The sequence below is a fragment of the Streptomyces sp. NPDC058335 genome (assembly GCF_042723915.1).
GTDB lineage: Bacteria > Actinomycetota > Actinomycetes > Streptomycetales > Streptomycetaceae > Streptomyces.
The window spans coordinates 388591-408294 of sequence record NZ_JBHXHX010000008.1 but is presented as its reverse complement, the minus strand read 5'-3'; the positions used below and the strand labels follow the sequence as shown (position 1 = coordinate 408294).

The following is a 19704-nucleotide window of genomic DNA, read 5'->3' as shown; positions in this document are numbered from 1 at the left end:
CTCAGCGGCGATCCTTGTGCCGCACGCACACAGAGCGACAGCGCGTCACGGGGGAAGTGCCAGAACAGTGGAACGTGCGCAGGAACGAGCCCAGACCGGCCCGGCGGCCGAAGCCGCCCTGGAACTCCTGGTCCACGGCGTGGGCGGAGCCACGCCCGAGAAGATGCTGAACGATCCGCGCACGGTGCGGATCACCGGCGACGACACGGCCGCCGTGTACCGGCGCGAGGACGACGTGGACGCCGAGGCGGCGGACGCGGCGGCCGGCGGCCCGGGGGACCGGCCGGTGCCCGAGGCGTACGTCTGGTCCAACCTCACCTCCGGCAACGGCACCCGCGCCCTGTGGCTCCTGCTGCTGCCGTTCATGGTCGTCAACCTCGCCCACTGGATGCGCCCCGCCGCCCGGGAACGCACCCGCACGGTCCGCCTGTACGGACTGCTGGTGCGGCTCACCGGCCTGACCCTGACGGTCCTGCTCGTCGCCGCCGCCTGCGAGGTCGCCCTGGACCTGACGGCCTGGCAGTGCGCGGGCACGCGCGCGTGCGCCGAACGGCACTCCTGGCTGGGCTTCCTGTCACCGGCGGTGTCCGACGGCGGCTGGTGGAGCCTGCCCGGCCGCCGCCTCGCCCTGGCGGCCGTCGTCCCGACCGCCCTCACGGTCCTGCTCTGGTACCTGTCCCACCGCACCTGGCGGGCGTACGAGTCCCAGGAGCCGCCGAACGGCGGGACGGAACCGGAGGACGTGCTCGGCCACACCGCCCTCGGCCGCCCCGGCTTCTGGTACGGGCGCCGCCTGGTCGCCCGGCTCCGCGCGGCCCACACCGCGGCCGGCCTGCTCACCGTGGCCGCCGCCGTCGGCACCGCCGCCGCACGCCAGGACCGCGCGCCCGGCGGACCCGCCCTGCTGGACGTCCTCGGACGGGCCCTGGAGGCCGCCCTCGCGGCCGGCGCGCTCGCCACGGTCTGGGTGGTGTGCCGCCGGGGCCGCAGCGAACACCGCCTGGACCGCCGCCTCGACGCCCACCTCGTACGGCGCCTGCCCCTGGCCGCCCTCGTCCTGCTCGCCCTCACCTCCGTGTACGCCGGGTGGGAGCGCCCCGAGTGGCGGTCGGCCGGCCGGCTCCCGGGCGACGTGACCTTCGGCGGGATCGCCCTCCTCCAGGGCGCGCTGGTCATCGCCCTCGCCGTCGTCGCCTCGACCCTGTACCGCGGGTCCGGGAGCGATCCGGACGGCCGGGCCGCCCTGCACGGCCTGGGCGGACCCGCCGTCGCGATGCTCGCCTGCGCCCTCGGCGGCGTGATGTCCGGCGGGGTGTCCCAGCGCGTCTCGGACTGGTTGGACGGCACCGGGACCTACCTCGCCGGACCGCCGGTACTGCTGACCTGGCAGGCGTCCGTGATCCCGGCGCTGCTGATCGTGCTGCTCGCACTGTGCGCACTGCTCGCCCGCGGAGCCCTGCGGCTGGCCCGCGCCGAGCGGGTCGCGGTGGCCCACGAGTACGGCGCCGAGCCCGGCGACCCGGCCCGCACCCAGCGCATCGCCCGCGCCCGCGCCATGGCCACGCTCACCGACCGGGCCCCGCTCCTGGTCGCCGTCACGTCCACCGCGACCCTGCTGCTCGGGGCCGGCGCGCTCGTCGGCGCCTTCGCCACCGGCAGGACCCCCGACCGGGCCGCCGAGGACGCCCACCCCTTCGTCCACGGCGCCGCCCAGACCGGCCAGGCACTCGGCTCCTGGCTGATCGGGCTCGGTTTCATACTCTTCGTCACCTGGGGCCGACGCGCCTACAAGGACGCCTCCGCGCGGCGCACCATCGGCATCCTCTGGGACGTCGGCACCTTCTGGCCGCGCGCCGCGCACCCCTTCTCCCCGCCCTGCTACGCCGAGCGCGCGGTGCCCGACCTGACCTGGCGCATGGCCACCTGGACCCGCGCGACCGGCGGACGCCTCGTGATCTCCGGCCACTCCCAGGGCAGCGTCCTCGCCGCCGCGGCGGCCTGGCAGCTCAGCCCCGCCGACCGCGGCCGCGTCGCCCTCCTCACCTACGGCTCCCCGATCGAGCGCCTCTACGGCCGCTGGTTCCCGGCCCACTTCGGTCCGGCCGCGCTGCACGCCCTGCACGAGGACATCGACTGCTGGCGGAACCTCCACCGCCCCACCGACCCCATCGGCGGCCCGGTCCGGCTGTCCGGCGACGACTGCGGTCCCGAGGTCGACCGAGCCGCCCTCGCCGACCCGCTGGCCTACGGCCGTACCGAGGCGCACCCCCTGCCCTCACCGATCCTCGGCCACTCCGACTACCAGGCGGACCCGGCCTTCGCGGAGGAACGCGAACGGCTGCTGTCCCGCCTGCACCCGGAGGTTCCGGCGCAGCGCGCGCAGGCCGGGGGCTAGCCGGGCAGTTCCGGCAGATCCTCCGCGTACAGGAGGGTCAGGTCGTCCGTGCTCGGGTCCGGGACGTGGGCGACGCGGCTCGCGTGGCGCTCCACCATCGCCTCGAAGGTCTGGCGTGCGGTACGGCCGTTGCCGAAGGCGGCCCCCTTGGGGATCTCCGTGAAGTACTTCAGGAGGGCCTCCGCGGTGCCCGGTGCCAGCCGGTACTCGTGCTCCTCGGCCTGCTGCTCGACGATCCGCAGCAGTTCGTCGGGGCCGTAGTCGCCGAAGGTGATGGTCCGGGAGAAACGGGACGCCACACCGGGGTTGACCGACAGGAACCGCTCCATCTCGGCCGTGTACCCGGCGACGATCACCACCACGGCGTCCCGCTGGTCCTCCATCAGCTTCACGAGCGTGTCGATGGCCTCCTTGCCGAAGTCGCGCCCGGCATCCTCCGGCGAGAGGGCGTAGGCCTCGTCGATGAACAGCACACCGCCGCGCGCCCGTTCGAACGCCTCCTGGGTGCGGATCGCGGTGGAGCCGATGTGCTCGCCGACCAGGTCGACGCGCGACACCTCGACGAGGTGGCCCTGCTCCAGGACGTGCAGCGCGGCGAGGATCTCGCCGTAGAGACGGGCGACCGTCGTCTTGCCGGTGCCGGGGGAGCCGGTGAAGACCAGATGCCGCTTGACCGACGCCGCCTTGAGGCCGGCCAGTTGCCGGCGCCGGCCCACCTCGATCATGTCGGTCAGCGCCCGCACCTCGCGCTTGACGCTCTCCAGGCCCACCAGGGCGTCGAGTTCGCCCATGACGTCCTTGGGGGTACGCGCCTGCCGCTCGGGTTCGGCCGCGGCCGGCCGCGCCTCCGGCACGGTGGCACGCTGCTGGGGTAGCGCGCCGAGGAGCCCCGGCGAGTCGGGCGCCGCTTCCACGGCCGTCTCCCGCGCGCCCGGCGCCGGTACGCCGGCGCTCTCGTCGCTCGTGCAGTCCTCGATCACGGGTCCGGAACCGGCCGCGGCGTCCGCGCCGGCGTCCGCGAACTCGTACCCCCGGCGCGCGCAGCGCTCGGTCCGGCACCTGCGCAGCGTCGTACGAGAGCCGTCTATGACGTGGAAGCCGTAGCCGCCGCTGTTGGTGACCCGGCAGTTCAGGAAGCTGCCGCGGCCGCCGGCCGACACATAGAAGCCCGCCTCGGCGGGGGAGTCGACGGTGCAGCGCTCCACGGTGGGGTCGGCGCCCTTGGTGACGATCACGCCGGTCTGGGTGGCGTCCACGGTGCAGTTGTTGAGGGTGCCGCCGCTGCCGTGGTCGCGGAACCAGGCGCCGGTCGCCGCGTCCCGGATCCGGCAGTCGTCGAGCTGGGCGGTCGCGCCGTCGCTCACCGACACAGCCGTGTTGCGCACTTGGAAGAGGTCGCTGTCGACGACGTCCGCGCGCGAGCCGCGGTCGAGGACGAACAACGCGTCCGGCACATCGTGCACGCGGCAGGAGTCGAGGACCACGGTGGCGCCGTCGCTGACCCATACGGCCGGGTAGTCCCCGGTGCTGTCGAAGATCTCGCACTGGTTGGCGTCGACGCGGGTGCCCGGATCCCACACCGACAGGCCGTTGCGCCCGAACTGACGCACCGTCGTCCGCGTCAGCGTGAGGACGGAGCGCGAGCGAAGGTCGACCGCGTTCTCCGGGATGTCGTGGATACGGCAGTCGGCGAGGGTCAGCACGGCGTCCGTGTCGAGCGTGACACCGTCGGCGGTGGTGCGGTGCACATCGCAGTCGGTGAGGTGCGCGGTGGCGCGGGCGGTGATCTGCACGCCGCTGCCCCGGACCTCGTAGACCTCGCAGCCCACCGCCTCCAGCGCGGAGTTGTCGCCGGTCGCGCTCAGGCCGGCCCCGGAGGTGTGGTGCACCCGGCAGCGCTCCAGCCGCGGGTGGCCTCCGCCGCGCACGGCGACGCCCGCCTGCCCGGCCGCGACGACCTCGCACTCCTCGAAGACTCCGCCACCGCCGTCGACCACGGCGATGCCGATGCCCGCCGGGTTGTCGACGGTGCACCGCCGGACCGTCGGACGCGCGCCGCCGCGCACCTCGACACCGGCCGCGGACCGCGTGACGATGCGCAGGTCCAGCAGTTCCGGGGTGCCCTCCTCGACGAGCACCGCCGGCGCCGCCGCGTCCTGGCCCTCCACGTGCAGGTCCTGCACCACGGCCGAGGCCCGCACGGTCAACGGCACGCCGTCCAGGGGCGCGATGCGCACGGAACCGGGGGAGCCCTCGGGACCGCGCAGGGTCACCGCACGCTGCACGACGAGGTTCTCCCGGTAGGTGCCCGGGGCGATGGTGAGGACGTCGCCCTCGGCCGCGGCCTCCAGGGCGGCGGCGAGCGACGCGTACTCACCTGTGCGGCGCCGCCACCTCGATGTACCGGTGTGCGTCACCTGGACCGTGCCCTGTGCCATGGCGTTGCTGTGCCCCCACCTCGGTCTGTGCTGATCACTCGGTCGTCTGCGGGGCGCTCCAGCCGGGTCGCACCCCTACGGCTCCCTCGCGCGCGGGTCGATGCCGAATGCTCGGCCGGTCCACCGTAGCGTGCGCACGGGCGGTGGGTTGACCAGAGACGGAAGGCTGTCAGCTGCCGGTGCCGGTGCGGCCCCAGTCCGGGCCCGCGCGGTCCCACGCCTGGTCCCAACGGGCGTACCGGCGGCGGAGCATGCGCCGGACGACGAGTCTTCGGACTCCCTCGACGAGGCCCGCGGTGAGCAGTGCCGCGCCGAATCCGGCGAGGACGGCGTGGGTGGTCGCGGTGGCGGAGTCCAGGGGGCGGGCCACCAGACGGCCGTGCGTGTCCGTCCACAGCGGGAAGTGGTCGCCGCGGCGGGGGGACTTGAGGCCGGCGAGGACCGCGCCCTGGTGCGGGGTGCCGTCGGGAGCGGTCCAGTCGGCGAGGACGCGGGTGCGGCTCTCCCGCCCGGAGGCGGTCTCGGGATCCGCCTCCAGCAGTGAACCCTGCAGTTTGCGCACCACGGTCGCCGTGACCTGGTGGCGGGAGTGGCGCTGCTCGCGGACGGCCTGCTGCAACGTGTCCTGCGCGAGAGCGCCGACGAGGGACCCGAGGACGGGTGCCACCAGCAGGATCAGGAGCAGGGCCGTCAGCGCCACCCAGGCCTCGACCAGATCCGTCGCCCGACGCAGCGGATTGTGCCGCCAGCGCCAGAGTCCACCGATCGCTCGCACCACCCGCACCCCCTTCCCGCTCCGTGATAACCCCCCGTGGAGCCGTTCACGCGCGGGTCCGGGCGAAGAGAGAGCCAAATCACCTGCGGCCGGGTCCTCTCATGAACGGCTCACGAAAAGCACAACGGCCGGAGAGCGGGCGGAGGTTCCCACGACGGCACGGACCGGGAGCCCCGCCGGAAACCGGGGCATGACCTGCGGACTAGCCGACGATCTCGACCTGGTCGCCGACCCGGACGGTGCCGCGGGAGAGGGGCACCAGGTTCTGTCCGAACACCAGCTTGCCGCCGAGCCGCCGGTGCCGGCCCAGCGTGTGGAGGGGCTCCTTGCCGCGTTCCGCGGTGCTCTGGTCGGTCGTGGTGACCACGCACCGGCCGCACGTCTTGGCGACCCGGAAGCCGACGTCGCCGATGGTGAGGCGTGACCAGCCGTCCTCGGCCCACGGTTCCGTGCCGGCCACGACCAGGTTGGGGCGGAAGCGGTTCATCGGCAGCGGCCCCTCCGCGGCGTGCTCGCCCCGCGCGATCAGCGAGTTGAGGGCGTCGAGCGAGGCGGCGGAGGTGACCAGCAGGGGATACCCGTCGGCGAACGTGACGGTCTCGCCGGGCAGCCCGTACTCGGGATCGACGGCGCGGCGCGTCGCGGGGTCGTCCATGTGCACCAGACGCACGTCCGCGCCGAGATACGCACTGCACCAGGCGTGCGCGGCCTCGTCGGCGAGCACGCCCTCCACCTTGTCGCGGAACATCTCCAGCGACACCGTCCCTATCGGCTGCGGCACGGAGACGGTCAGCGGCTCCCGACCGGGTGCGGACAGACGGACGCCGCCGCCGGGCAGAAGCTCGGCGGCGGCGCGCGCGAGGCGCGGCTGCTGACGTTGCGTGACGACCCTTCCCCCGTGGTCGATCAGCGCCCAGCGTCGGTCTCCGGCCAGCCCCCAGGGCTCCACCACGGCCTCCCGGGGCGACTGCCCCCGGAACGCCTTGACCGGATGAACGTGAATCGACAGCAGTTCCGCATTCCCCATGGCCTCATCCTGCCAGGTGGCAGCGACTGTCCCCGGGTCGGCTCAGTAGCCGCGGTACTGCTGGTTGTTGTACGGGTCCTGGTACTGGGGCGCGGCGGGCCGGGGAGCCGCGGGGCGCATCGCGTCGTACCCCGTGCCGGGTGCGGCCGGGCGAGGCTGCTGCTGCATCTGCGGGCCGGGGTAACCGCGCGGCGCGGTGGCCTGCGGCGGGATGTACGCGGCCGGCGCCTGCTGGAGCGGGGCGGGCTGCTGCACCTGCGGGTAGCCGTAGGCGTACGGGGACGGGGCCGCCGGGAGGGCGGGCAGTGCCGACGGCAACGCGGGCAGGTTGCCGCCCGTGTCGTAGGCGGCGGGGACCCGGATCGGGGCGATCTGCGGGGCGCCCCGCTCGGCCACGAGCGAGTCGTAGATCGGGGTGTCCGGGAAGGAGGCGGAGTAGTAGCCGCCGCCATAGGTGGAGCGGGGGGAGGTCATGGCACATAAGTTAAGCCCACGATGTGCTGGTTGGGGAGACCGATAAGAGGGTTGTTTTCCGTGTCGGCGGTGACTCCGGATACCCAATGCGAGCGAACTTGGCAAAAAGGGGCGGCAATTACGGTCCAGATCGTGTAAAGGCCGAGCTCCCGGCGGGTTACCGGCGGTTGGGCAGGGATCTTCCGGCGCCGTGGATGGGAGTTCGCGGTCCGGGCGAATAGGTTGACGAGTAGACAACCCGAAGGGCGCCGGAGCGTGCGGTCCGGCCGGTCACAGGTGATGGGGGCGGACATGTCCATGCCGAAGGGATCCAATCTTCCGGTGCCGACGACGGCGCTGCGGGTCGAGGTGGGCCGCCGGTCGGGACCGGGCGTCCCCGACGCGGACGCCTCGGCCCTGCTGCTGGTCGGCGGAAAAGTCCGTTCGGACGCCGACTTCGTGTTCTACAACCAGCCGGGGCACTCCTCCGGCGCGGTCCGCCACGAGGGAAAGCAGGACACGGGCGGCAGGGTGACCGACACCCTCATCGTCGACCTCGCGCGCGTGGAGCCCGCGATCGAGACCGTCGTCCTGGCCGCCTCGGCGGACGGCGGCACCTTCGGGCAGGTGCCCGACCTCGCCGTCGAGGTACGGGACGCCGGAGCCAACACGGTGGTGGCCCGGTACGAGGCCACCGGCGCGACCGTCGAGACGGCGTTCGTGCTGGGCGAGTTCTACCGCCGCCAGGGTGCCTGGAAGTTCCGCGCCGTCGGCCAGGGCTACGACAGCGGCCTGGAGGGACTCGCGACCGACTACGGCATCACCGTCGACGAGCCGCAGCAGGCGGCACCGCAACCGGCCGCCGCACCGACGCCCCCGTCCGCCGTGCCGCCCTTCCCGGCCACCGTGCCCCCGCCCGTCCACACCACGCCGCCCGCGCCACCCGCCCCGCCCACGGCCCCGGTCCGCCTCACCAAGGTGACGCTCACCAAGGCCGCTCCGTCGGTCTCGCTGACGAAGCAGGGCGGCACCTCGGGCGCCCTGCGCGTGAACCTCAACTGGCAGACGCACCAGCAGTTCTCCGGCTGGGGCAGCAAGCGCGGCAGGGCGGTCGCGCGGCACAACGACCTCGACCTCGACCTGTGCGCCCTCTTCGAGCTGGCCGACGGACGCAAGGGAGTCGTGCAGGCCCTCGGCAACGCCTTCGGCGCCCTGCACCAGCCGCCGTACATCCTTCTCGACGGCGACGACCGCACGGGTGCGGTGGCCAGTGGCGAGAACCTCACGGTCAACCTCGACCACAAGAACGACTTCCGGCGCATCCTCGTCTTCGTCACCATCTACCAGGGCGCCCGCTCGTTCGCCGACCTGCACGCCACGGTGACCCTGCAGCCGCAGTTCGGCGCCGCGATCGACTTCTCCCTGGACGAGTGCACCGTCCCGTCGACCGTGTGCGCGCTCGCACTGATCACCCGCACCGGTGACGACCTCGTCGTCCAGCGCGAGGCCCGCTATCTGGTGCCCGAGCGCGGTGTGAGCCCCCAGCGGACCGTGGACCACGCCTACGGCTGGGGCATGAACTGGACACCGGGCCGCAAATAGCCCGCCGGACGGGCCGGGTCAGCCCTCGTCGGCCACCGCGTCCGGACGGGCGTAGGTGCGGCCCTTCCACGCCGCGCCCCGCCCCCGGTAGTGCTGCACCGCGGAATCCACCGTCATCAGGAGATAGAGGAAGGCGGTGAACGGCAGCAGCGGGGCGAGCCACAGCGGCTGACGGTAGTAGCGGAGCATCGGGACGTACGTCCCCGTCATCACCAGCCACGCGAGGCCGCCCGGCAGCGCGACGGCAGGGATTCCGAGGGCGAGCCCGCCGAGCAGTGCGAGGGGCGGCACCAGATAGACCAGGGCGAGGCCCAGCACCGTGCCGAGCAGCAGCAGCGGATTGTGCCGCAGTTGCGCGTAGGCGCTGCGCGAGACCATCCGCCACAGGTCGTACAGCCGCGGGTACGGGCGCACACTGTCCACCCGGTCGGCCAGCCCCAGCCAGATGCGGCCCCCCGACCCCTTCACCGCCCGCGCGAGCGCCACGTCGTCGATGACGGCGTGCCGGATGGCGTCCGGAACGCCGGCCCGTCCGGCCGCCGCGGTCCGCAGCAGGACGCAGCCGCCCGCGGCGGCGGCCGTCCGTGCCCCGGGCCGGCCGATCCGGCGGAACGGATAGAGCTGTGCGAAGAAGTAGACGAAGGCCGGCACGACCAGCCGCTCCCACACGCTCTCCACCCGCAGTCGTGCCATCTGGGACACGAGGTCGAAGCCCCCGGTGCGCGCCGCCGCGACCAGCTCCCGCAGACTGTCGGGCGCGTGCGCGATGTCGGCGTCCGTCAGGAGCAGATACTCGGGTTCACGCGCGCGTGCCAGCGCGATGCCATGGCGCACCGCCCACAGCTTCCCCGTCCAGCCCGCCGGCGGCTCTCCCGGCGAGTCCACGGTCAGCGGCAGCCCGCCGTTCCGCCGGGCCAGCTCGCGCGCCATTTCCCCGGTGCCGTCGGAGCTGCCGTCGTCGACGAGGAAGACCTCCGCCCGTCCCGGATAGTCCTGCGCGAGCAGCGAGGGGAGGCTGGCGGGCAGCACCGCCGCCTCGTCGCGCGCGGGGACGACCACGCAGACCGACGGCCACTCGCCGGGCTCCTCGCGCGGGGGCAGCCGGACATCCGTGCGCCAGAAGAAGCCCTGGCAGAACAGCAGCCACAGCCAGGTGGCGAGGGAAACGGCGGAGATCCACACGACGGCGCTCACGCGCGCAGTCTGCCCCACCGGACCGGGCCGCAAGAGCACATCGTCTATCGTGGCCGGGTGAAGATCGCGCTCATGGACTCCGGAATCGGGCTGCTGGCGGCCACCGCCGCGGTACGGCGCCTGCGACCCGACGCGGATCTCGTGCTCTCCCTGGACCCCGACGGCATGCCCTGGGGCCCGCGCACGCCCGAGGACCTCACCGCGCGCGCGGTCGCCGTCGCGGAGGCCGCCGCAGCCCACCGGCCCGACGCCCTGATCATCGGCTGCAACACGGCGACCGTGCACGCCCTGCCCACCCTGCGCGCCCGCCTCGAACCGGGCATCCCGGTGATCGGGACCGTCCCCGCGATCAAGCCCGCAGCGGCCGGCGGCGGCCCCGTCGCGATCTGGGCCACCCCCGCCACGACCGGCAGCCCCTACCAGCGCGGTCTCATCGACGACTTCGCCGGCGGCGTCACCGTGACCGAGGTGCCCTGCTGGGGCCTGGCCGAGGCCGTGGAGCACGCGGACGAGGCGGCGATCGACGCCACGGTCGCCGCGGCCGCCGCCCTGACCCCCGACGAGGTGACGACCGTCGTCCTGGGCTGCACCCATTACGAACTGGTCGCCGAGCGCATCCGCGCCGCCGTCCAGGGCGCCGGCCGCCCGCCGCTCGTCCTGCACGGATCGGCCGGTGCCGTGGCCGCCCAGGCACTGCGCCGCATCGGCTCCCGCCCCGAGCCCGGGGCGCGGGCCCTCGGCGCGGTCACGGTCATCCTCAGTGGCCGGGAGGGCGCGCTGCCGGCGCCGGCGCTCGCCTATGCGGAAGGCCGACTGCTCCAGGAGACCAGCCCCGTCCGGTGACCGGAGATCACCGGACGGACGGGCGCGGTCCGCTCGTCGTCCGGCCGGCCCAGTCACCCTGCGCGACACGGTACCGGCGGAGCGAAACCTGAGTAACCTCATAAATATGAGGGACCACCACCCCCACGAGGAGACCGCCCCGCATCCCGACGAGTGGCACGGGCGGGCCACCAACCGGTTCCAGTGGCTGCTCGCGCTGGTCGGAGCGGCCTGCGTGGCGCTCGGTATCGAACTGGCGGTCGTGTCCGCCTGGACGTCCGCCATCGCGCCGCTCGCCATGTCCGTGGTCGGGTGCATCGCCGCCGGAGTGCTCGTCCTGTTCGGCACCCTCGCCTTCGTCCATGTCGACCTCAAGCTCGACAAGGAGTCCCTCGAGGTGCGCTGCGGGCACATCGGTCTGCCGCGCCGCCGCATCCCGCTGTCCCATGTCGCCGGTGCCGACTTCGAGCCGCACGTCACCCCGCGCCACTGGGGCGGCTGGGGCTACCGCTGGCGCCCCGACAAAGGCACCGCCGTCGTCGTACGGCGCGGGGAGGGCGTGGTGCTGCGGCTCTGGGACGGACACACGTTCACGATCACGGTGGACGACGCCGAGTCCGCCGTACGGGTCATCAGGGCCCGGCTGCGGCAGGGCACACCCGACGTGACGCAGAGCCCCTAGGTCTTCAGGCGGCCGGACGGCCGTCGGGGGAGCGCTGGGCCGCCCTTCCGGAACGGGGTGTGACCACGCCCGGCGCCGGTTCGACGGCGAGGGGGCGGGCCGTGGCCAGACCCGCCAGCAGCCCCGCGCCGACCGAGACCGTGGTGAAGCTCAGCGCGTTGCCGACCGCGGCCACGGCAGCCAGACCCGTCAGCGCGGCACCCGCGCTCAGCACCACCGGTGTCGGACGCACGGCGCGCCACAGGGCGAACAGCATCCAGCAGAAGGCCGCGGCCAGCAGCAGCACGCCGACGACCCCCTGTTCCGCCGCCATCTGCAGCGGCGCGGAGTGCGGTTTGCCGTCCGAGAGGGTGGCCTGCGCAGCTGTCGGGCTCAACTCGCCGAAGCGTCCCGGCCCCACGCCGAGGCCGACGTCGTGCCGCGCCAGGTGCAGGGCGTCGCGCCACAGGCCGATCCGGCGGGGCGTGAGCTGGTCCTCCAACGAGGAGGCGAGTCCGCCGGGCAGCGCGCCGCCCGCCGTCGCCCAGGTCAGGCCCGTGACGGCGGCGGCGGTCAGAGCCAGCCCCGCCAGGCCGCGACCCCGGTGGGGCATCCGGCCGGCGGCCAGAGAGCACAGCAGGACGGCGCCGCAGGTCACCATCGCTATGGCCGACCCCAGCGCGGCCCCGGCCACCGCCATGCCACCGGCCAGCAGACGCAGAGCGAGCCGCGGCGCGGGCACGGGAGTGGCCCAGGCCGCGCAGCAGGCGGCTCCGGCCGACAGGGTGAGCACCGCCGCGGTGGCGCCCGCGTGGCCCAGCGGAGTGACGGTCTCGGGTCCAGGGACGAGCCGTGGCAGGGCCACCGTCAGGGAGAGCCCGGCGAGCGCCGCCGCACAGGGTGCCGCGACAGGCAGCAGCACTCCCAGGATCCGCCCCGCCGCGTAACCGGCGGTCACCGCCAGCACCGCGAGCAGGACGCCCTCGGGACGACCGCCGTTCACGGCCGCGGTGACCAGGGACCAGGTGGCACAGGCCGCGAGCACCACCACACCCACGGCGTCAGAAACGATTCGTCTCTCGCCGGGCCCGTCAGGAGCGGACTCGCCGTCCGCGGACGCCATCCCCCTGGACCCCACACCGTCCCCCGAACCCGGTCGCCCCACGACCGTGAAACCCTCCCCGGCCGCCCCACGCGACAGGAGCACTGCCACACCGTAACGGCTGGCGGGCGGTTTGGGCACGAGTCGTGCGGGCGGTACCGCGGACCGCCGCGCGGACCGTGCTGTCGGCCAAAAGGTGACCCGCCGTACACTCCCCGAGTGACCGTCACCGCAACTTCCGTGGACCGGCAGGACCAGCCGGAGCCCCCGACCGCGCCGCCGCGCGGCGCACGGCTCCTGCGGCTCGTCCCGGCAGCCACCGCGGCGCTCTCCGGAGTGCTCCTCTACGTCAGCTTCCCGCCGCGCACCCTGTGGTGGCTGGCCCTGCCCGCCTTCGCCCTCCTGGGCTGGGTGCTGCGCGGCCGTGGCTGGAAGGCGGGACTCGGCCTGGGATACCTCTTCGGCCTCGGCTTCCTGCTGCCGCTGCTGGTATGGACGGGCGTCGAGGTCGGCCCCGGACCGTGGATCGCGCTGGTGGTGATCGAGGCGGTCTTCGTCGCGCTGGTCGGCGCGGGCGTCGCCGCGGTGTCGAAGCTGCCCGCGTGGCCCGTGTGGGCGGCGGCGATCTGGATCGCCGGTGAGGCGGCACGCGCGCGCGTGCCTTTCCGCGGCTTCCCCTGGGGCAAGATCGCGTTCGGTCAGGCGGACGGCGTCTTCCTGCCGCTGGCCGCACTGGGCGGCACCCCGGTCCTCGGCTTCGCGGTCGTCCTGTGCGGCTTCGGCCTCTGCGAGGCCGTCCGGCTCGGGCTCCGCTGGCGCCGTACGCGCGAGGTGCGGCGATCGGCCGCCGCGGTCGCCCTGATCAGCATGGCCGTCCCGGTTCTCGCGGCCGTGGCCGCCCGCCCGCTGGTCAGCGACAAGGCGGAGGACGGTACCGCGACGGTCGCCGTCATCCAGGGCAACGTTCCCCGCCTCGGACTGGACTTCAACTCCCAGCGCCGGGCCGTCCTCGACTACCACGTGCGCGAGACGGAGCGGCTGGCCGCCGAGGTCAAGGCCGGCAAGGTGGCCCAGCCCGACTTCGTGCTGTGGCCCGAGAACTCCTCCGACATCGACCCCTTCGCCAACCCGGACGCCGCCGCCGTCATCGAGCAGGCGGCCGAGGCGATCGACGCGCCCATCTCGGTCGGCGGCGTCGTGGAGCGCGACGGCAGGCTCTACAACGAGCAGATCCTCTGGGACCCGGAGAAGGGCGCCACCCAGACCTACGACAAGCGGCAGGTCCAGCCCTTCGGCGAGTACCTCCCGATGCGCTCGCTCATCGGCGCCATCAACGACGAATGGACCTCGATGGTCCGCCAGGACTTCAGCCGGGGCAGCGAGCCCGGCGTGTTCGACTTCGGCGACGCCAAGGTCGGCCTCGCCACCTGCTACGAGGCGGCCTTCGACTGGGCCGTGCGCGACACCGTCACCCACGGCGCGCAGATCATCTCCGTGCCCAGCAACAACGCCACCTTCGACCGCAGCGAGATGACCTACCAGCAGCTCGCCATGTCCCGCGTACGTGCCGTCGAGCACAGTCGGACCGTCACGGTGCCGGTGACCAGCGGGGTCAGCGCGATCATCATGCCGGACGGGAAGATCACCCAGAGGACCGGCATGTTCGTCGCGGACTCCCTGGTCCAGAAGGTCCCGCTGCGCTCCTCGCAGACCCCCGCGACGAAGCTGGGCATCCTCCCCGAGATCGCCCTCCTGCTCGTCGCCGCGGGCGGGCTGGGCTGGGCGATCGGAGCGGGGATGCGCGGGCGGCGCGCCGGTGGCGTGTAGCCGTACGCCCGCCGAGCGCGTCCCCCACGCGCGCGGTGTCGCCGGACCGGCTCGTTAGGGTCGGTCCATGGCTACTCCTGACTTCATCCGCGAGATCCGGGCCGCCGCCGGCCACCATTTGCTGTGGCTGCCCGGGGTCAGCGCCCTCGTCTTCGACGACGCTGGTCGCGTACTGCTGGGCCGTCGCTCGGACACCCGCGAGTGGGCGGTGATCGGGGGCATCCCCGACCCCGGCGAGCAGCCGGCCGTCTGCGCGGTGCGGGAGGTCTTCGAGGAGACCGCGGTGCGGTGCGTCGTCGAACGGGTCGTCCTCGTCCAGGCACTGGAACCGGTCACGTACGACAACGGCGACGTCTGCCAGTACATGGACATCACGTTCCGCTGCCGTGCCGTGGGCGGCGAGGCCCGTGTCAACGACGACGAGTCGCTGGAGGTGGGGTGGTTCGCGGTGGACGCCCTGCCGGACCTGCACGAATTCGCGCTGTTCCGGATCAAGCAGGCCCTGTCGGACGAGCCCACATGGTTCGAGTCCATGAGTTCCAGCTGAAGTATGGGGGCTGACCACATGGGGTGAGGTCCCGGCGCTGCCTAGGGTCGAGACATGACCACGCCCCACGCCGCCCCTGGTCCCTCCGCCCCTTCCCTCTCCCTGGACCTGCACGGTCGAACCGCCCTCGTCACCGGCGCCGCCGGTGGAATCGGCCGCGCCTGCGTGCTGCGGCTGGCGGCCGCCGGGGCCAAGGTGCGGGCGGTCGACCGCGACGCGACGGGCCTGGAGACACTCGCCGAGAGCGCCACCGGTCTGCCGGGTCTCGTCGAGCCGCACGTCCTGGACCTCACGGACCTCGACGCCGCCGAACTCGCCGCCGCCGGCACCGACGTCCTGGTCAACAACGCCGGCCTGCAACTCGTACGGCCGCTGGAGGAGTTCCCGCCGGACGTCTTCCACACGGTGCTCACGGTGATGCTGGAGGCGCCGTTCCGGCTCATCCGCGGCGCCCTGCCCCACATGTACGGGCAGGGTTGGGGCCGCATCGTCAACGTCTCCTCCGTGCACGGACTGCGCGCCTCGCCCTACAAGTCGGCGTACGTGGCCGCCAAGCACGGGCTCGAAGGACTGTCCAAGACGGCCGCCCTCGAAGGCGCGCCGCACGGCGTCACCTCCAACTGCGTGAACCCGGCCTACGTCCGCACCCCCCTGGTGGAGAAGCAGCTCGCCGACCAGGCGCGGGCGCACGACCTGCCCGAGGAACGCGTACTGGCCGAGGTGCTCCTGCGGGACAGCGCGGTCAAGCGGCTCATCGAACCGGAGGAGGTCGCCGAGGCCGTCGCCTATCTGTGCGGCCCGCAGGCGTCCTTCGTGACCGGCACCTCCCTGGTCCTGGACGGCGGCTGGACCGCGCACTGACCTGCCGGGCGAGCGGCGGGTCCGGAGTTTTCCACAGGCCTGACGGGCCGGCCCGGTCATGAGGAATCCTGTGAGCATGTCCCGCGATCACGTGGAGCCGGTCGAGCGCTCCGTCAGCGATGCCGAGGCCGCCGTGCCCCGCTCCGAGGCGGCCCCCGGCGTGCCCGGTGGTGCCGAGGCGCCGTTCCTGGAACTGCTCGCCCGGGGCGCGTCCGCCGAGGCCTACGAACGGCCGGTGCTGCTCGCCCGCGCCGAGGGGCTGCCCGCCGAGCGGATCGCCGCGCTCGAACACGCCAAACTGCTCGCCCTGCGGGTGCGCTCCGAACTGGAGGGCCGCCGCCGACGGGAGGCCGAGCTGTCGGCGCTCTTCGCGACGGCCCACGACCTGGCGGGCCTGCGCGACGTGGACGCCGTCCTCCAGGCCATCGTGCAGCGCGCCCGTTCCCTGCTCGGCACCGACGTCGCCTACCTCAGCCTGAACGACCCGGTCCGGGGCGACACCTACATGCGGGTCACCGAGGGCTCGGTCGCCGCCCGCTTCCAGCAGCTGCGCCTCGGCATGGGGGAGGGGCTCGGCGGCCTGGTCGCCCAGACGGCCCTCCCGTACGTCACCGACGACTACTTCCGCGACGACCGCTTCCGGCACACCACGACCATCGACGCGGGTGTGCACGACGAGGGCCTGGTGGCCATCCTCGGCGTCCCGCTGATGCTGGGGGCGAACGTCATCGGGGTGCTGTTCGCCGCCGACCGGCGCGCCCGCGTCTTCGAGCGCGAGCAGATCGCCCTGCTCGGCTCCTTCGCCGCCTTGGCCGCGGCTGCCATCGACACCGCCAACCTGCTCACCGAGACCCGCTCGGCCCTGGCCGGCCTGGAGCGCGCCAACGAGATCATCCAGGACCGCAGCGCGGTCATCGAGCGCGCCTCCGACGTCCACGACCGGCTCGCCGAACTCGTCCTGCGCGGCGGCGGGGTGCACGACGTGGCGGCGGCCGTCTCCCAGGTCCTGGCCGGCGCCGTCGAGTTCACCGAGGCCGGCGCGGCCCCGGCCGGGGCCCTGGAGACCTCCCGCGCCGAGGGCCACGCCGTGCGGCACGGGGACGACTGGATCGCCGCCGTCACCGCGGGCGGCGAACTGCTCGGCGCCCTCGTCCTGCGCGGCCACCCCGGCCTCGACCCCGTCGACCAGCGCACGCTGGAGCGCGCCGCGATGGTCACCTCCCTGCTGCTGCTCGCCCGGCGCTCCGCCGCCGAAGCCGAACAGCGCGTCCGCGGTGAGCTGCTGGACGATCTGCTCGACGCCCGCGACCGCGACCCGCGCGTACTGCGTGAGCGTGCCTCCCGGCTGCGCGCCGACCTCGACGCCACCCATGTCGTCCTCGCCGCGCGGCTGGAGGCCGGCGCCGCCGACGCCGACCAGGAGGCGGCCGCTCGACGGCGTCTGTGGTCCGCCGCCTCCCACCTCGCCGCGACCCGGCACGGCCTGGCCGCCGCCCGTGACGGCGGCACCGTGCTGCTGCTGCCACTGGCACCGGGCGACACCGCGACGGAGCTGGCCCACCGCACCGCCCGCCATCTCGGCACCGCCGTCCACGAGGCGGTCACCGTCGGCGCCTCCGCCCCCGTCCAGGACATCGCCACCCACCCGGACGCGGTGGTCGCCGCCTACGAGGAGGGCCGCCGCTGTGTGGAGGCCCTGCGGCTGCTCGGCCGCTGCGGTGACGGGGCGGCCGCCGACGACTTCGGCTTCCTGGGACTGCTGCTCGCCGGCGACCGGGACGTGGCGGGATTCGTGGAGCGCACCATCGGCGAGGTCGTCGCCTACGACGCACGGCGGGGCACCGATCTGGTGCGCACCCTCGACGCGTACTTCGCGTGCGGCATGAGCCCGGCCCGCACCAAGGACGACCTCCACGTCCACGTCAACACCGTGGCCCAGCGCCTGGAGCGCGTCGCCCGCCTTCTCGGCGAGGACTGGCAGAGCCCCGCCCGCGCCCTGGAGATCCAACTCGCTCTCCGACTGCAACGGTTGGCGTCCCGAATACCGAGCTGACCCCCGCACTCCCTCAGGGGCACGGGGGTCGCCGCGGGCACGGGCGGGGATCAGACGACGCGCGCGTCCTCCGGCCGGGCCGCCTTGTCCGCCACCTCGTCGGCGGTGTCGATGTCGGCCAGGTCGCGGTGGCGGGTCTCCTTGGCCACGCCCACGGCGACGATCGTCAGCAGGGACGCGGCGATCACGTACAGGGCGATCGGGGTGGAGCTGTCGTAGTCGGCCAGCAGCGCGGTGGCGATGAGCGGTGCCGGAGCGCCCGCCGCGACGGAGGCGAACTGGGCTCCGATGGAGGCTCCGGAGTAGCGCATCCGGGTCGCGAACATCTCGGAGAAGAAGGCGGCCTGGGGCGCGTACATCGCGCCGTGCAGCACCAGCCCGACGGTCACGGCAAGGATGAGGTTGCCGAAGCCGCCCGTGTCGATGAGCGAGAAGAAGGGGAACATCCACAGGCCGATGCCGACCGCGCCCACCAGATAGACGGGACGGCGGCCGACCCGGTCGGACAGCGCGCCCCAGGCCGGGATCACCGCGAAGTGCACGGCGGAGGCGATGAGTACGGCGTTGAGGGCGGTCTGTCGCGAGACGCCGGCCGAGGTCGTCGCGTACACGAGGATGAACGCGGTGATGACGTAGTAGGAGATGTTCTCCGCCATGCGCGCGCCCATCGCGACGAGCACGTCACGCCAGTGGTGCCGCAGCACCGCCACGAGCGGCAGCTTCTCGGCGGCGGTCGCGTCCGATGCCTTGCGGGCCTCGGCCTGGGCCAACGCCTCCTTGAAGACCGGGGACTCATCGACCGAAAGACGAATCCACAGACCGACGATCACCAGCAGACCGGAGAGCAGGAACGGTATCCGCCAGCCCCAGCTGCCGAAGGCGGCGTCCGACAGTACGGCGGTCAGGAAGGAGAGCACTCCGGTCGCGAGCAACTGCCCCGCCGGCGCGCCGGTCTGCGGCCACGAGGCCCAGAACCCGCGCCGGCGCGCGTCCCCGTGCTCGGACACCAGCAGGACGGCCCCGCCCCACTCACCGCCGAGCGCGAAGCCCTGCACCAGCCGCAACACGGTCAGCAGGACCGGAGCGGCGGACCCGATGGTCGCGTGCGTGGGCAGCAGCCCGATCGCGAAGGTCGCCCCGCCCATCAGCAGCAGACTGAGCACCAGCAGCTTCTTGCGCCCGAGCCGGTCCCCGTAGTGCCCGAACACCAATGCCCCGAGCGGGCGCGCCGCGAATCCGACGGCGTACGTCAGGAAGGACAGCAGCGTGCCGACGAGCGGGTCGGAGCCCGGAAAGAACAGTTTGTTGAAGACGAGTGCGGCGGCGGAGCCGTACAGGAAGAAGTCGTACCACTCGATGGTGGTGCCGATGAGGGAGGCGGCGACGATGCGCTTGAGACTGGTGGGGGCTGGTGGAGCGGTCGCGGGGGAGGACATCGGTACCACTTCCTGGCGGTTGGCGGGGACGTTCGGTGTCGCCATACCGTAGGAATCCGCAGGTCAGGCGCACATGTGGCGGGGCAACATAGTTCGAGGGTTGGCTATGCGTGCAGCCACCATGCCGGCTCGTGGAAAGGCGGTTCAGGGGATCGGTGGTGGTCGAAACGAGTGCCGTCCGGGACGCGTAGTTCAGGGTGATTTGACGGTGCGGTGCTGACTCCCGTGCTGGTTTGGTGCTGACTACGCTCCGTTGAACTCGGACATCTTGGGGCTGATCGGCTCAGGGCCGTTGCGCGGTAGGCGACCGCGCCGGCCGCGACGGCGGCCGCTGGGGCGCGGCTGGGTGTGGTGCGCGTTCGTCCAGCACACCGGAAGCACGCCCGCGGCACGCGGATCGCACCGAAGTTGAATGTCCGTATTCAGTAGCTCTGTTACTCGATGCTCACCCACACAGGAGTGAGCGGTAGGCTGTTTCCGCTGCTCAGGCAGCCTGGCGGTCGCCCTCCGG

At 73.4% G+C, this 19704-nt stretch carries 15 protein-coding genes; 8 read left to right on the top strand and 7 right to left on the bottom strand.

Annotated features, from left to right (window positions below; all coding sequences use genetic code 11):
* Positions 1-67: 67 nt before the first annotated feature.
* Positions 68-2395: a hypothetical protein gene (locus ACFWJX_RS18600; protein ID WP_383243911.1), complete on the top strand. Its 2328-nt coding sequence runs from the start codon at positions 68-70 to the stop codon at positions 2393-2395.
* On the opposite strand, the gene ACFWJX_RS18595 is transcribed toward ACFWJX_RS18600, so the two are convergent.
* The 4 genes from ACFWJX_RS18595 to ACFWJX_RS18580 form a co-directional block, all read right to left on the bottom strand.
* Positions 2392-4833 carry a right-handed parallel beta-helix repeat-containing protein gene (locus tag ACFWJX_RS18595; protein WP_383243908.1) on the bottom strand — a complete coding sequence of 814 codons (2442 nt, stop codon included), beginning with the start codon at positions 4831-4833 and terminating at the stop codon, positions 2392-2394. The genes ACFWJX_RS18600 and ACFWJX_RS18595 overlap by 4 nt on opposite strands.
* Positions 4834-5002: 169 nt before the next feature.
* The gene (locus tag ACFWJX_RS18590; protein ID WP_383244042.1) at positions 5003-5608 is read right to left on the bottom strand and encodes a hypothetical protein; all 606 of its coding nucleotides are present in this window, start codon (positions 5606-5608) and stop codon (positions 5003-5005) included.
* 202 nt (positions 5609-5810) lie between these two features.
* On the bottom strand, positions 5811-6635 hold the full coding sequence (locus tag ACFWJX_RS18585; RefSeq protein WP_383243905.1) for an MOSC domain-containing protein: 825 nt from the start codon (positions 6633-6635) through the stop codon (positions 5811-5813).
* 42 nt (positions 6636-6677) lie between these two features.
* Complete coding sequence (locus ACFWJX_RS18580) at positions 6678-7109, bottom strand: DUF6643 family protein (protein WP_383243902.1); 432 nt, start codon at positions 7107-7109, stop codon at positions 6678-6680.
* Positions 7110-7406: 297 nt separating this feature from the next.
* Here ACFWJX_RS18580 and ACFWJX_RS18575 point away from each other — a divergent pair, with 297 nt between their 5' ends.
* On the top strand, positions 7407-8690 hold the full coding sequence (locus ACFWJX_RS18575) for a TerD family protein (RefSeq protein ID WP_383244039.1): 1284 nt from the start codon (positions 7407-7409) through the stop codon (positions 8688-8690).
* Positions 8691-8708: 18 nt separating this feature from the next.
* On the opposite strand, the gene ACFWJX_RS18570 is transcribed toward ACFWJX_RS18575, so the two are convergent.
* Complete coding sequence (locus ACFWJX_RS18570) at positions 8709-9902, bottom strand: glycosyltransferase (RefSeq protein ID WP_383244036.1); 1194 nt, start codon at positions 9900-9902, stop codon at positions 8709-8711.
* Between the two features lie 39 nt (positions 9903-9941).
* Between ACFWJX_RS18570 and ACFWJX_RS18565 the strand changes: the two genes are divergently transcribed.
* Positions 9942-10727 (top strand): glutamate racemase, encoded by a 786-nt coding sequence (locus tag ACFWJX_RS18565; protein WP_383243899.1) that lies wholly within the window; start codon positions 9942-9944, stop codon positions 10725-10727.
* Between the two features lie 106 nt (positions 10728-10833).
* Entirely contained in the window at positions 10834-11388 is a 555-nt protein-coding gene (locus ACFWJX_RS18560; protein WP_383243896.1) for a hypothetical protein, read from the top strand.
* A 4-nt stretch (positions 11389-11392) separates the two neighbouring features.
* Here the strand turns inward: ACFWJX_RS18560 and ACFWJX_RS18555 are convergent, their stop codons facing one another.
* A complete protein-coding gene (locus ACFWJX_RS18555) occupies positions 11393-12490 on the bottom strand; it encodes an O-antigen ligase family protein (RefSeq protein WP_383243893.1) in 1098 nt (365 codons plus the stop codon).
* A 198-nt stretch (positions 12491-12688) separates the two neighbouring features.
* Between ACFWJX_RS18555 and lnt the strand changes: the two genes are divergently transcribed.
* The 4 genes from lnt to ACFWJX_RS18535 all read left to right on the top strand — a co-directional run bounded on the left by lnt (position 12689) and on the right by ACFWJX_RS18535 (position 17757).
* The gene (gene lnt / locus ACFWJX_RS18550; RefSeq protein WP_383243891.1) at positions 12689-14296 is read left to right on the top strand and encodes an apolipoprotein N-acyltransferase; all 1608 of its coding nucleotides are present in this window, start codon (positions 12689-12691) and stop codon (positions 14294-14296) included.
* A 67-nt stretch (positions 14297-14363) separates the two neighbouring features.
* Positions 14364-14843, top strand: a complete 480-nt coding sequence (locus tag ACFWJX_RS18545; protein WP_383243888.1) for an NUDIX domain-containing protein — start codon at positions 14364-14366, stop codon at positions 14841-14843.
* Between the two features lie 54 nt (positions 14844-14897).
* Positions 14898-15704, top strand: coding sequence for a 3-hydroxybutyrate dehydrogenase (locus tag ACFWJX_RS18540; RefSeq protein WP_383243885.1), 807 nt, complete (start codon positions 14898-14900; stop codon positions 15702-15704).
* Positions 15705-15780: 76 nt separating this feature from the next.
* Positions 15781-17757 (top strand): helix-turn-helix domain-containing protein, encoded by a 1977-nt coding sequence (locus tag ACFWJX_RS18535; protein ID WP_383243882.1) that lies wholly within the window; start codon positions 15781-15783, stop codon positions 17755-17757.
* Positions 17758-17807: 50 nt separating this feature from the next.
* On the opposite strand, the gene ACFWJX_RS18530 is transcribed toward ACFWJX_RS18535, so the two are convergent.
* The gene (locus ACFWJX_RS18530) at positions 17808-19193 is read right to left on the bottom strand and encodes an MFS transporter (RefSeq protein ID WP_383243879.1); all 1386 of its coding nucleotides are present in this window, start codon (positions 19191-19193) and stop codon (positions 17808-17810) included.
* Between the last annotated feature and the right edge of the window lie 511 nt (positions 19194-19704).

Bases quoted from the DNA above. Each gene is read 5' to 3' on its own strand.
- ACFWJX_RS18595 (WP_383243908.1), bottom strand. From the start codon at position 4,833: ATGGCACAGGGCACGGTCCAGGTGACGCACACCGGTACATCGAGGTGG.
- ACFWJX_RS18585 (WP_383243905.1), bottom strand. From the start codon at position 6,635: ATGGGGAATGCGGAACTGCTGTCGATTCACGTTCATCCGGTCAAGGCG.
- ACFWJX_RS18580 (WP_383243902.1), bottom strand. From the start codon at position 7,109: ATGACCTCCCCCCGCTCCACCTATGGCGGCGGCTACTACTCCGCCTCC.
- ACFWJX_RS18575 (WP_383244039.1), top strand. From the start codon at position 7,407: ATGCCGAAGGGATCCAATCTTCCGGTGCCGACGACGGCGCTGCGGGTC.
- ACFWJX_RS18560 (WP_383243896.1), top strand. From the start codon at position 10,834: ATGAGGGACCACCACCCCCACGAGGAGACCGCCCCGCATCCCGACGAG.
- ACFWJX_RS18555 (WP_383243893.1), bottom strand. From the start codon at position 12,490: ATGGCGTCCGCGGACGGCGAGTCCGCTCCTGACGGGCCCGGCGAGAGA.
- ACFWJX_RS18545 (WP_383243888.1), top strand. From the start codon at position 14,364: ATGGCTACTCCTGACTTCATCCGCGAGATCCGGGCCGCCGCCGGCCAC.
- ACFWJX_RS18540 (WP_383243885.1), top strand. From the start codon at position 14,898: ATGACCACGCCCCACGCCGCCCCTGGTCCCTCCGCCCCTTCCCTCTCC.
- ACFWJX_RS18535 (WP_383243882.1), top strand. From the start codon at position 15,781: ATGTCCCGCGATCACGTGGAGCCGGTCGAGCGCTCCGTCAGCGATGCC.
- ACFWJX_RS18530 (WP_383243879.1), bottom strand. From the start codon at position 19,193: ATGTCCTCCCCCGCGACCGCTCCACCAGCCCCCACCAGTCTCAAGCGC.